Source organism: Paenibacillus sp. FSL R7-0340, from assembly GCF_038002205.1.
GTDB classification, from domain to species: Bacteria; Bacillota; Bacilli; order Paenibacillales; family Paenibacillaceae; genus Paenibacillus; species Paenibacillus polymyxa_B.
The window spans coordinates 673,013-685,871 of record NZ_JBBOBY010000001.1; the positions used below are offsets into that span (position 1 = coordinate 673,013).

Below are 12,859 nucleotides of genomic sequence, written 5' to 3' on the forward strand. Positions count from 1 at the left end.
TAAACGTCTGTAATTAATTGCTTTTTTTTAAGTATTTATCTCAAAATGTGTTTATTATTTTTCTATATGTTTTTTTTGCACATTTATCTGAAACTTTACGCCTATTTCATCGTAGTAGAGGATGTGTGTGTTTTAATATTACATAGAGAAGTGAGTGGGGAGTGATGAGATGTCTCAGTTTTCAATACGCCGTCCTGTAACAGTATTTATGTTAATTATTGCTTTGTTAATCGGGGGCGGTATTTTTGCGTTAAGACTTCCTGTAGAGCAAATGCCGGATATGAAGCTGCCATTCGCTGCAGTGGTGACTAGTATTCCAAATGCAACGCCTACAGAAGTTGAGGAATTGGTTACTAAACCTATTGAGAAAAGTCTGGCTTCTATTGAGAACGTGGACACAATCATGTCCGAGTCTTCAGAAGGAACATCTATGGTCATGATTCAATTTAACTGGGGAGTAGATATCAATCAAGCAACCCTCGACATGCGAGATAAAGTTGATGGGGTTAAAGGGTCTCTTCCCAAGGCGGCTAATTCGCCGCGTGTCCTTAAGGTGGATCTCAACGCAACGCCGGTTATTACGCTCTCTCTTACAGGAGACCAGGATATTAACAAGTTGAAGCCTATTGCTGAAGATATTATTGAGCCGCGGCTTGAAAGAATTGCGGGAGTAGCTGCAGCCAACATGTCAGGTGGGCAAGCTCGGCTTGTGAAGATTACTGTAGACCAAGCCAAACTTCAAAGCTATGGCATTACGCTAGATCAAATCAGCCAAGCGCTATCGTCTAATAACGTAGCGGGTTCTGCTGGTTCGGTGTACCGAGGTAATACAGAAATCCAACTTCGGGTTCAAGGTGAATACAAAGCTGTTTCAGAAATGGGTGAAACGCCAATTCCAGTAGGGAAGGGAAGCATTAAGCTAAAGGACATCGCGACAGTTGAAGATTCCTTGGATGATGTTACAACCATTTCTACCTATAACGGAAAGCCAAGTATCAATATTTCTGTTACTAAAGCCACAGGGGGGAATACCCTTTCAATCGCCGATTCTGTAAAGGATAGTTTAGATTCGATACGGAAGGAATTGCCTCCGGGAACTCAATTGGAGATGGTAACAGATGCATCCAAACCGATTAGCGACTCCGTACACTCACTAGTAGAGCATGCTATATTGGGACTTATTATCGCAGCTATTGTGTTGCTGTTATTTTTGAATAGTATACGTTCTACCATTATTGCTACTATCGTTATTCCAATTTCCTTCGTAGCTACGTTTATGATGATGTATTTCACCGGACAAACCATTAATATTATCTCACTGAGCGGTTTGCTTCTGGGGTTAGGATCCTTTGTCGATTTTGCGGTTGTTATTATTGAGAATATTTTTAGACAGCGACATGAAGGGAAAAGCATGCTACAAGGGGCTATTGATGGCTCCAAGCAGGTGGGTAATGCCGTTATGGCATCTGCACTTGCGCAGATCGTAGTATTTTTACCAGTTGTTTTTGTTGACGGAATTGCGGGAGTTCTATTTAAACCGTTGGCGTTAACAGTTATTTTCTCTCACATTGCAGCCTTGCTTGTATCCCTTATGATTGTGCCGATGCTGGGATCACGTTGGCTACCTACCGTGCCAGATGAATCCATTTATTCTTCAGGTACTTATAAGGGTGTTAACCCTATTGTGTGGTTTAATATTGGTTTCGAGAAATTTAAGAGTGGGTATCGCCGTATACTGAAGTGGGGAATTAACCATAGAAAATCTGTGTTAATTATTACTTTATTAATGTTTGTGGCAGCTGGGGCTCTAGTTCCTTTCGTTAAGGCTGAATTTATCCCAGCATCCGATACTGGGGAATTCACAATTAATGTGAAACTTCCTAATGGAACGGTCTTGGAAGAAACGGAAAAGGTTGTTCAAGATATAGAAAAAGAAATTTTGAAAGTTCCGGATCTAGATAAAATGACAGTGACTGTTGGTTCTGGTGGCAATTCTGGTTATTCAGGGGCAGCTCCAACCAACTCAGCAGATCTAAGTGTAACACTGAAGGATGGACATCAGGCAACAGATGTTATAGTTGATGGCCTTCGTAAAAAATTTGATAGCATTCCAGATGCAGAGATTACAATGGCGTCTACAACAGGCCTTTCAAGCGGAGCGGCTGTTAATATTAACTTAAAAGGTGACGATATTGACGTCCTGAGAGAACTCTCGGACAATCTCGTTGCGGACGTAAAAAACATACCGGGTACGGTCAATGTGAAAAGTACCTTGAGTGCTGTTCGCGAAGAATATGAGATTACCGTTAATCGTGAACTTGCAAGTCGATATGGCTTATCAGCGACCCAAATCTTATCTGCAGTGAATACTTCTTTTAATGGATCAGTCGCCACAAGCTATCGTACAGGTGAAGATCAGATTGATGTGAAGATATCGTTGCCAGAGAAAAACCGCCATGATTTGTCAAATCTAAAAGCCTTACGGATCACCACTTCGCAAGGTATTGATGTACCTTTGTCTTCCGTAGTAAGTATTGATAAACGGACTGTACCCGATACTGTTACTCGTGAAGACCAAACGCGTCAAGTGCAGATTACAGCTGATATTGATGGAACAGGGGATATTCTTACTATTAATCAAAAAATAGATGCTCTATTGAAGACTACTCACTTCCCAGAGGGCTACAGTGCAGATACGGGTGGCGGCCAAAATGAACAAATGATGGAGTCTTTCATGAACTTAGCGATAGCTATTTTGCTATCTGTCGTGCTCATTTATATGGTTATGGCAGGACAGTTCGAATCGTTGCTCACACCGTTTGTTATTATGTTTTCCGTTCCACCTACGGTAATTGGTGTGCTTATCGGTTTAGCTGTAACCGGGGCGAGTCTCAGCGTTTCAGCTTTGACAGGTTACATCATGCTCGTCGGTTTGGTCGTCAACAATGCCATTGTTATGATTGACTTTATAATTCAGCTCCGAAAAGACGGCCAAGATCGGGATGAAGCTATTATTCATGGAGCGTCTGAGCGGTTGCGTCCGATTTTGATGACCACGCTGGCTACGGTACTAGCTTTACTCCCAATGGCATTCGCTACAGGCAGTGGTAACGAGACACAAGCACCGATGGCAGTTGTTGTTGTATTCGGGTTATCCTTCGCAGCTGTTATTACATTGATTCTTATTCCGGTAGTCTACGTCATCATGGATAATATGATAGAAAAACGTAAGAATCGGAAATTAAAAAGACAAGCAAAGAGAGAACAAAAAAAAGAAGCGAAACTACAAAAAAGTGTTCATATATAAGGTGAGGTGGAGAAACATAATGAATAAAAAAAGTGCTCTGATTGCTACAACTTTGCTTTTATCAGTTGCATTAGCGGGTTGCGGTGGGGGGGAGGCCCCTGCCGCACCAACTACGGCGCAGCAAGCCATTCCGGTCCAAGTGGCAAAAGTGACCAAAGGTAGTATTAACGATTCAACAGGTATTATTGGAAGCTTTGCTCCTAAAGAGACGGCTCAGGTGTCTCCGAAAATTAGTGGCAAAATTCAAAGCATTAACCTTACAGTGGGGCAAAAAGTAAATAAGGGCGACACATTGTTTACTATAGACCAAAAGGACTTGCGGGACTCGATTAAGCAATCCCAGGAATCGTACCAGGTTGCCCTGGCCAATTTAAAGCAGGCAGAGTCAGGTGCAGCGCAATCGGTGCAGCAGGCAGAATCCAGCGTGGATCAAGCCAAAAGTGCGCTTGTCCAGCAAGACAACACGATCACTCAAGCTCAGACCAGTCTGGTAGATGCTCAGAGTTCTGTGCGTGATGCTCAAAATACGCTTAATCGCAACCAACAGCTGTTTAGTGCGGGTGCTCTTTCTCAATCCGAGTTAGAGCAGTCTCAAATAGCGCATAGAAGGGCTGTAACTGCGGTGGAGAATGCACAGATCACACTTCATAATGCGCAAACGTCTAAGGAAAGTGCGCAAACAACATATAATAATGCTCAAAAATCATTACGTCTTGCACAACAGAAAACGGGCATTGACGTAGCTCGTGCTTCTGTCAATCAGGCTAAGTCCAGTTTAGACACAGCTCGTAGTCAATTAGTGGATACTGTAGTCAAAGCTCCGATTTCCGGCACGATATCGGTAGTAACAGGAACCCAAGGGCAAATGGTTAGTGCACAATCTGCGGTTGCTACAATAGCGAATACCAATCCTATTATTGCCAAAGTTAACGTTTCTGAATCTGAGCTTCTTAAGTTGCGGGTGGGTTCATCTGTGACTGTAGGTGTGGACTCCTTAGACAAGCGAATTGAGGCCAGAGTATCGGCCGTCAATCCGGTAATGGATAATGATCTCAAGGCATATCCTGTCGAGATTTCAGTCCCTAATGGTTCTGGCGAATTAAAATCAGGGATGGTTGTAACTGTATACATGAAATCAGAAGCTCCTAAAAACATTTTGGTATCGCAGGATGCCATTACGGAGCAGGCAGGGAAGAAGTATGCTTATGTAGTGGAGGGAACTGTTGCTAAGCGGGTAGAAGTGCAGACAGGCCAGGAAAGTGCCAAACAGGTTGAGGTAACCAAGGGGCTTGCTGAAGGGCAAAATGTTGTCGTTAAGGGCGTTAGTCTGCTTACGGATGGCGCGAAGATTAATGTAGTGAAGTAATTTGTCTCGGTTATATATACTGTAAATCACTGTTACTCCGTCATTCCTACTACTTAAAGTGTATTAGAGTATTAGATTTCAAGAGAATCTATAGACTTTATGTACTTTATATATTCTATGGATAATTCTTAACGAATATACTCCATTAAAGACCGACTCAGATGTACGGAAATAATCCTTGTACATTTAAGGTTGATAAGGTAAAAGTTGTAGGATGACGGAGGAACAGGTTCAATAGTATAATTATGACTGTGGAAAGCGGAATACATAATCAAAAAAATAAAAAAATTTTTTTGAAACAGGCGCAACTTTTTGAACCCATGCTACGTCTAATTGGGTGAGTATGAAACAAAGGGGTACAAAAGCGTAAAGACAAAATTCGCTAAAAAAAATCTTTACTGCATTGTTATCACATTGTATAATACTGGAGTACGTCATAAATGGACGCTTTCTTTCAACTAGATTCCAAGCTTCTGTGATATTGTCACAGATATCATTTTATAAGGGTTCTCATAAAGCTCGGAAAGGAGGTGTAACGACTGATGAGTGACAAGATCCGACAAAAAGACAAAAATAATATTTCTGGTTATATTCAAGGAGGAGAAAAAAAGGTTATGACAAAGTTTAACAAAAAAATGATCAACGTGCTGGCAACAGCAACATTGGTTGCTGGTGTAGCAGCTCCAATCGCAGCATTGACTGCACCAACTGCAATCCATGCAGCTTCTAGCTACTCTGCTGTTAATACTCCTAGCATTGGTTCAAGCCAAACTACTAACAGTACTCTGGGTAGAGTAAAAGTTAACATAAGCCAAGCTTCTGTTGGTAAAGGTGAATCTTTCACTGTTACATTGCCTAAAGGTTTTGAATTTGCTACTAATCCTGGTGTTGTCCCTACTGCTATTGATTCTACTTATGGTTTGGGTGTTTACATTGCTCCAGGCGATAACGATGAAGATGCTGCAGCTCGTGCAGAAACTGGATACGTTAAGGGCGAAGGTGTGACTGTAGAGAAGCTCACTAATAACTCTGCAAAAGTGATTTTCAACTTTACTAACTCTAAAGATAGCGTTGATCTTTACCTGAACTTTGGTAAAATTAATGTTAACGGACCTAGCAATGGACCTGTAAAAGCTACTTTTGATGCAGCTTCTGCAAGTGGTTTCACTAGCGGTGAAGCAACAATTGCAAACGTAGTTTCTTCCGGTCAAGTATCTTTGTCTGCTGCTGATACAGTATCCAGTGAAGAAAACTTTACTGCAACTTTGAAAGTTAAAGAAGAAACAGCTGGTTCTTTGGGTAATAGCAACATTAAGTTGAAATTGCCTAGTGGTTTCAAATGGGATTCCGCTCCTAAAAGCCCAGCCACTATTTTGTTTACTTCTAAGACAGACAAAGCAATTCAACCATCAGATGTGAACTACTCTACTGATGGCGATACGCTTACTTTGTCTTTGAAAAAAGTAAGTGACGACCAAACATCTTTCCAATTGCCTGTAGGATTCTATGTTGATGATGAAAACAGTGCAAAAGAAGGCGACGTTACAGTTAGTATCTCTGGTAATGCAACAACTGATGTTAGCTCCCTCGTAGTTGGTAGCTATGGTCAAATCGGTGGTGGCGTTTCCGTTGCTACTCCATCAACAATTCTTGCTGGTCATGATGAGCAAAAAATTGGTGATGTTACAATTAAAGAAACTGTTGCTGGTTCTTTCGTAAAAGGACGTACTGTAACTTTGCGTCTGCCTGAAGGTGCTCGTTGGCAGTCAACTTTTGAAAGCAATAACCCAGGAAGCAACTTCTCCGGTTCTATGGAGAACACTAACGGTTTGGGTGGAGCAGAGGTTTCCTATACTGACTCTGACAAACGTACTTTGAAATTGACTTTCAACAACGCTAACAGCACAACTGATGCTGGTAGTCTGAAATTGAAAAACGTTGAAGTTGCTACGCAACCAGGTTTCTCTGGCGATCTGAACGTTGATGTTGCTGGTAGCCAAGGTCTGAGCGGTACTGTTAAGGTTGCAACTGTGAAACAAGCAGTTACTCTGGCTGCTGCTTCCAAACCAACCCTGACAATTGGTCTGGGCGACCAACAAGTTGGCGATATCACAATCACTGAAGCTGCTAAAGAAGCTTTCGTTAAGAAAGACGGTAGCCGTGAAGTAATCTTGGAATTGCCAACAGGCGTACGTTTTGCTTCTACTCCAGAAGTAAAAGTTACAGCTGGTGACGTTAAAGTGAAGAGCGTATCTACTGATACTTACGGCGAAAGCAACAAAGGCCGTCTGAGCTTCTACATCGATAGCGAAAGTGCTACTCCAAGTACAATCACAATCTCGGCTCCTAAGCTGACTGTTGACCGTACTGTAGCTCAAGGCGACATCGTTGCTAAGCTGAAAGGTAGCGCAGTTTCTTACACTGCTTACAAAGGCGCAACTGACAACACTCAAAACTGGAAAGACAACAACACTGCAGCTGCTGAAGTAGCAATCGCAACTGTTGGAACTCCAGCTCCAGGTGCTACTAAAACTAAAGCTGTCTTCACACTGGGAAGCACTTCCTACACTGTGAACGGCGAAAGTAAAACTTCTGATGTAGCTGCTTATGCTGAAAACGGACGCACTTACTTGCCAGTACGTTATGCAGCTGAAGCTTTGGGTGTATCCCCACAAAACATCCTGTTTGACAAAGCAACTTCCACAGTTACCCTGATTAAAGGTGACCGCGTTGCTCAAATCAAACTGAACACTAACCTGTTGACTGTTAACGGTTCTGTGATTCGTATGGACGTTAAAGCTGTAACTAACAAAAACCGTACTGTACTGCCTATCTTCTGGGTGAGCAGAGCGTTGGATGCATCCATCAACTACGATGCAACTGCTAAAACAGTAACTGTTGAAAACAACAACTAATTTAAGAGCAACTCTTTTGAGTTAACTGAATTAGATGAGAAGAGGGTTCCTTTTGGAGCCCTTTTCTTTTATTAGTCATATTGACAAAGGAGAGAAATTATGAAACGTTTTGGAGTGGCAGCACTTTCTACATTAGTTCTTTCTTCTGCATTTGCCAATTTTGCAGGAGCTCAAGCAGGTGATATAAAGGTTATTATTAACGGTGTAACTCAGCAATATACCCAGTCCCCAGTTGTTAGCCAAAATACAACCTTGGTGCCTCTCCGTGGTGTTTTTGAAAGCTTGGGTGCGAAAGTCGATTGGGACAGCAAAGCTAAAAAAGTAACTGCTTCTAAAAATGAAGATACATTGGCTTTGAATGTTGGTTCCAAGCTTGCTTATAAGAATAGTGCTCCTGTACAACTCGATGCGGCAACTCAAATTCAAAAGGGTCAAGTACTTGTTCCTTTACGTTTTGTGAGCCAATCATTAGGCGCCAAAGTAAATTGGGATCAAAGTACACGTACAATTACTATTTCAAACCAAGCAGATGGAAGTACAACTGGCGAAGCCAATAGCTTGTCCAGTAAGCCTCTCACAGCTCCTGTGACAAAGGTTACCTATGATACCTACTATAATGATTCCTTGGCCTATGATGATGCCGTTAAACTGGCTATAGCTGATAGTACTACAGTTAAAGCAGCAGCAACGAATATTGATCAAACTGGGAAAATCATGAAGGAAGCTGGCAAGAATATTGACTTTGTTCCAGCAGAAGCAGGTGATGAGGCTTCTGATAAAGCTTTCAAAGGTTATGCTCAAACGAACCTTAACTATGAGGCTGCTAAAAAGAACTTGGATATGACCAAAGAAGGTATTGAATATAACGTAAAGGATCTTTATAACAAGCTCCTTCAAAAGCAGAATGCCGTCAAGCTTGCTGCATTGAATATCGAAGATGCGGAGCGCAAGCTAAAAGTCGCACAAATTAAAAGAGATAATCAAATGTCGAGTGATTATGAGGTTACACAAGCAACCAATCAGTTGACTCAAAATCAAGCTGCTTTAGAGAAGGCTAAAAAGGACCTTGATAGTGCTTATGTGTCTTTGAACCAAGTGATTGGCTACAAACCAGAGCAACGTTATGAATTGAAGGATAAACCTGTTTATTCTGAATTTAAAGATAATGTAGAGACAAAAGTAAGCCAAGTACTTACTAGTAGCACGGCCATTTGGCTGAGCGAGCAAAAAGTGGATTTAGCTGAATTGAGCCTGAAGCTCTACAATTTTAGTACGCCAGGAAACACACCTTACGAAGCTGAGCAACTTAATGTTGAAAAAGCTCAGTATGCAACAGAAGGCACAAAGAGACAACTCGAAGAAGCAGTAAGAACAATCTATAACAACATCAAAGCATTAGAAAGCCAGTACTCACAGATTCAAGCTGGTTTGGTGAGTGCAAGAAGTGCAGCTGATATGGCTAAGAAGCAGTTTGATGTTGGGTTGGCTACAGAGCTTCAGGTTTATGAAGCTAATTTGAAAGTGACTACTGCTGAGCAACAGGCTGAGGATATAGTTACAAATATTGATACTTTGAAGTTGGCTTTTGATAAGCCTTGGGCTATGCAGGGTTCTTCTGGAGCTAGCGCACAATAATTAAAGCTTAACCTATACTTGCTATAACCTGCTGTAGGAGGACTTCATGAAATCATGCTATAAAGTATCGTTGGCTGCTGTTTTACTTGGAGGAGGAATTGTTGCTGGCTCCTTAATGAACAATTCAGTTAATGGTGCCTCCAGTTCTGGACAACCTGGTACAGCTGATGATCCAGTCGTAACCAAAAGCTATGTCGACCAAAAAATTGCTCAGGCAATTAAAGGTGGAGTACCAGCAAGTAACACGAGTAGTAAAACGACTAGTTCGAATGCTCCAGCAACAAATACTACTTCTAACACAACGGCGTCAGGAACTTCTAGTGCAGGAAAAGCTTCCACACCAGAGCAGACAGAGGCTTTAAAGGTTGTTGATGTAAAGCCTGGTCAAAAACTGATTGCCAAAGCAGGCTCGGAATTTATTTTACGTAATGGTTATGCCGTTGTGTATAGTATGGATGCCAGTGGTGCTATTGATATTACTTCTGGAACGGAAATTGTTCATAATCAGGCTCTCGAGAAAAATCATTTATTATCGTTTCCTAGAGAAGGAAGAGGTATTCAAGTAAAAGAAGGTCAGAAGTTTGGTCTGGTCGTTATGGTACGAGGCGGTTATACTGTTCAGTAAACTGTTTTGTATATAAGCTGCTTTCGGTGGCTCTTTTTCTTAAATACTGCTTGGGATAGCAAATTGTTCTTGGCTAAGTTGAACCTAATCGCTGCACACTACCCCCATGAAAGACAATACGTTTAGTGGAGGGTGTATACGATGGCATCAAGAGGTCAAAGACGATTAATTCCTGAAAGCCGTGCCAGGTTAGATGATTTGAAGTATGAGATCGCTGCTGAATTTGGGCTGCCTGTTTATAATCCCCAATATACACATATACAACCTAAGGCTGACAGTGAATTTGCTGCAGAATTGGGGGAGTTTGCGGGGAGCGAAAATGTAGCATGGCGTGATTTAACTTCAAGACAGAACGGTTCAGTTGGTGGTGAAATTACTAAGCGATTGATACAATCTGCTGAACGTAGCTTATCTGAATATGGTACATTGTAAATTGCAATAATTTTACAGTTTTTGATTATATATTAGCGTATAAACTGGGGTTATTTACATGTGAATCGAAAATGGTCTGCATGTAAACTTACCTCAATTTCGAAAGTTGTAATTGGGCTGTATGAATTGACACCTTGTTTTAAATAGGATATCATGGCATTTGAGGCTTGTACGCAACCTTTTCCTACCGGAAAAGGTTCATTTTTTATTAATCAGGTGTAACAAGATATCTCCCGCCATTTGTTGGCTTGAAGGTATCTGAATAATACCATTGCCATGTCAGGATTTTTTTATAAATCCTCATGTATTTTAATTGTGGGAGGTTGAAATTCATGTCTGTAAAAGGCCGTCATTTGTTCACGTCCGAGTCTGTAACAGAAGGCCATCCGGATAAAATCTGTGATCAGATATCCGATGCTGTATTGGACGCCTTTCTGGCTAATGACCCTAATGCACGGGTAGCATGTGAAGTATCGGTAGCTACTGGTCTCGTTCTTGTCATTGGTGAAATCAGCTCCAAATCGGAATACGTGGATATTCCATCCATTGTACGTAATACGATTAAGGAAATTGGCTATACACGTGCGAAATACGGTTTCGACTATAATACTTGCGCTGTATTGACTTCTTTGAATGAACAGTCGCCTGACATTGCTCAAGGGGTTAATGCTGCCTTGGAAAGCCGTGATCCTGCTGAAGTAGATAAAGAAACGGAAAACATTGGGGCTGGGGATCAAGGCTTGATGTTTGGTTTTGCTACGAACGAGACACCTGAGTTGATGCCTTTGCCTATCGCTATGTCTCACCGTATTGCACGACGCTTGTCTGAAGTACGTAAGGATGGAACACTGAATTACCTTCGTCCAGACGGTAAAACCCAAGTAACGGTAGAGTATGAAAATGGTAAACCTGTTCGTATTGATGCTATTGTGGTTTCTACGCAGCATGCAGAGGATACTACTTTGGAGCAAATTCAAGCAGACATCAAAGAAAAGGTTATTTTGCCAATTGTCCCTGCCGAATTATTGGATGAGCAAACCAAGTATTACATTAATCCGACAGGACGCTTTGTTATCGGTGGCCCTCAAGGAGATGCAGGTCTGACAGGCCGTAAAATTATTGTGGATACGTATGGTGGTTATGCACGTCATGGCGGGGGAGCATTCTCCGGTAAAGATCCGACCAAAGTGGACCGTTCCGCTGCTTACGCTGCTCGTTATGTAGCGAAAAACCTCGTAGCAGCAGGATTGGCAGACAAAGTGGAAATTCAGCTTGCTTATGCCATCGGTGTAGCTACGCCTGTTTCGATTAACGTCGATACATACGGTACGGGTAAAGTGAGTGATGAGAAGCTGGTTGAATTGATCCGAAATAACTTTGATCTGCGCCCAACAGGCATTATTCGCATGTTGGATCTGCGTCGTCCAATTTATAAGCAAACTGCTGCCTACGGTCACTTTGGCCGTACAGATTTGGATGTACCATGGGAGAGCGTAGATAAAGCTGAAATTCTAAAAGAACAAGCGGGGCTGTAACTCCTCGTATGTTATCAAAATAAAAGTAATAACCCAAAAAGACTGTTTCATGCTTTGCATGAACAGTCTTTTTTTGATGTGTTTCACTGTTAAGTATGAATTTGCTCAGATGTACCGAATGCTGAGTGACTACTCGGATATCGGTGCATGGTCCAATAAATTTTTAAGTAAACGACAAACCTTTTGCAGTTCCTTGTACTGCTCCAAATACGCAAAAAGGGCTTTCAGGAGGCCTTTCTGAGGGTTCGATTTCAGAGCCTCTTCCTTTAAATGAGCGTAGATTTGCTGACACTCCTGTTTCTCCTCTGAACTCCACGAAGACAGCAGTATACTGTCTTCCAAGGAGTGGAGAAGGCTGTTAATTTGACGGCCTTGGTCAAAGGGATTACTTAGAGCACTTTCAGGCAACCAGCCTTGCTTGCTCCAGAACAAATGTGGAGCTGAATCAGCATTGTTCAGGCTGGTTGCCAAGGAACTGGATAAGAAGATGATAAACTGCGTTAGATGTTCAATCGTTTCATCATTCATCCGATCGGCAAAGAAGCGAATATATTCAAACACAATGCTTTTAAGTACAAAGGTCATATCCCATGCATGATCTTCAATGCTCGGTCCAAAAATATCAATCAGGCAGTCGCGAACCCATTTGTACAATTTGTATTCATGATTCTCGAACGCGTAATTGAGATGTTCATTCTGAAAAATAAGCATGGATGGCTCAGGAAGATCCATCATGAGATACACTTTGTTTTCAACGAGATTTTTCAAGTAAAGTACAATAAAACCATGTAGTTTATCGTGCTTAGAAAGATCAGGTTTACTGTAGAGAGCTCGGATGTCTTGTTCAATGTTATTTTCCAGAATGATACACATTTCTAGAGGGAGTTCTTCTTTTCCTTGAAAATATTTATAGAAGGATGCCTTCGCCATCCCACTTTCTTTGGCGATTTCTTCAACAGATGTTGAATAATAGCCTTTTCTGGAGAACAGCCGAATGGCCGCCTGTAAAATATCATTTTTTTTACTTTCCATACATACTTCCCC

Annotated in this window: 8 protein-coding genes; 7 read left to right on the forward strand and 1 reads right to left on the reverse strand. The window is 41.7% G+C overall.

Translation table 11 applies throughout. The features are described from left to right. The first annotated feature begins 169 nt into the window (after positions 1 to 169). The 7 genes from MKX59_RS03030 (at position 170) to metK (ending at position 11,815) form a co-directional block, all read left to right on the forward strand. Positions 170 to 3,307 carry an efflux RND transporter permease subunit gene (locus MKX59_RS03030; protein ID WP_053326259.1) on the forward strand — a complete coding sequence of 1,046 codons (3,138 nt, stop codon included), beginning with the start codon at positions 170 to 172 and terminating at the stop codon, positions 3,305 to 3,307. A gap of 19 nt (positions 3,308 to 3,326) precedes the next feature. Next, positions 3,327 to 4,673: an efflux RND transporter periplasmic adaptor subunit gene (locus tag MKX59_RS03035; RefSeq protein ID WP_160788477.1), complete on the forward strand. Its 1,347-nt coding sequence runs from the start codon at positions 3,327 to 3,329 to the stop codon at positions 4,671 to 4,673. Positions 4,674 to 5,215: 542 nt separating this feature from the next. After that, entirely contained in the window at positions 5,216 to 7,588 is a 2,373-nt protein-coding gene (locus MKX59_RS03040; RefSeq protein ID WP_028542165.1) for a copper amine oxidase N-terminal domain-containing protein, read from the forward strand. A gap of 99 nt (positions 7,589 to 7,687) precedes the next feature. Further along, positions 7,688 to 9,223, forward strand: a complete 1,536-nt coding sequence (locus MKX59_RS03045; RefSeq protein ID WP_340857565.1) for a stalk domain-containing protein — start codon at positions 7,688 to 7,690, stop codon at positions 9,221 to 9,223. Between the two features lie 46 nt (positions 9,224 to 9,269). Then, positions 9,270 to 9,848 carry a hypothetical protein gene (locus MKX59_RS03050; protein ID WP_028542163.1) on the forward strand — a complete coding sequence of 193 codons (579 nt, stop codon included), beginning with the start codon at positions 9,270 to 9,272 and terminating at the stop codon, positions 9,846 to 9,848. 141 nt (positions 9,849 to 9,989) lie between these two features. After that, complete coding sequence (locus MKX59_RS03055) at positions 9,990 to 10,280, forward strand: alpha/beta-type small acid-soluble spore protein (protein WP_013312299.1); 291 nt, start codon at positions 9,990 to 9,992, stop codon at positions 10,278 to 10,280. A 332-nt stretch (positions 10,281 to 10,612) separates the two neighbouring features. Next, the gene (metK, locus tag MKX59_RS03060; protein WP_023990685.1) at positions 10,613 to 11,815 is read left to right on the forward strand and encodes a methionine adenosyltransferase; all 1,203 of its coding nucleotides are present in this window, start codon (positions 10,613 to 10,615) and stop codon (positions 11,813 to 11,815) included. Between the two features lie 129 nt (positions 11,816 to 11,944). Here the strand turns inward: metK and MKX59_RS03065 are convergent, their stop codons facing one another. Continuing rightward, the gene (locus MKX59_RS03065) at positions 11,945 to 12,847 is read right to left on the reverse strand and encodes a TetR/AcrR family transcriptional regulator (RefSeq protein ID WP_028542162.1); all 903 of its coding nucleotides are present in this window, start codon (positions 12,845 to 12,847) and stop codon (positions 11,945 to 11,947) included. Positions 12,848 to 12,859: the final 12 nt, after the last annotated feature.

Coding starts and splice junctions, on each gene's coding strand:
- MKX59_RS03065 (WP_028542162.1), bottom strand. CDS start 12,847: ATGGAAAGTAAAAAAAATGATATTTTACAGGCGGCCATTCGGCTGTTC.
- MKX59_RS03055 (WP_013312299.1), top strand. CDS start 9,990: ATGGCATCAAGAGGTCAAAGACGATTAATTCCTGAAAGCCGTGCCAGG.
- MKX59_RS03040 (WP_028542165.1), top strand. CDS start 5,216: ATGAGTGACAAGATCCGACAAAAAGACAAAAATAATATTTCTGGTTAT.
- MKX59_RS03035 (WP_160788477.1), top strand. CDS start 3,327: ATGAATAAAAAAAGTGCTCTGATTGCTACAACTTTGCTTTTATCAGTT.
- MKX59_RS03045 (WP_340857565.1), top strand. CDS start 7,688: ATGAAACGTTTTGGAGTGGCAGCACTTTCTACATTAGTTCTTTCTTCT.
- metK (WP_023990685.1), top strand. CDS start 10,613: ATGTCTGTAAAAGGCCGTCATTTGTTCACGTCCGAGTCTGTAACAGAA.
- MKX59_RS03030 (WP_053326259.1), top strand. CDS start 170: ATGTCTCAGTTTTCAATACGCCGTCCTGTAACAGTATTTATGTTAATT.
- MKX59_RS03050 (WP_028542163.1), top strand. CDS start 9,270: ATGAAATCATGCTATAAAGTATCGTTGGCTGCTGTTTTACTTGGAGGA.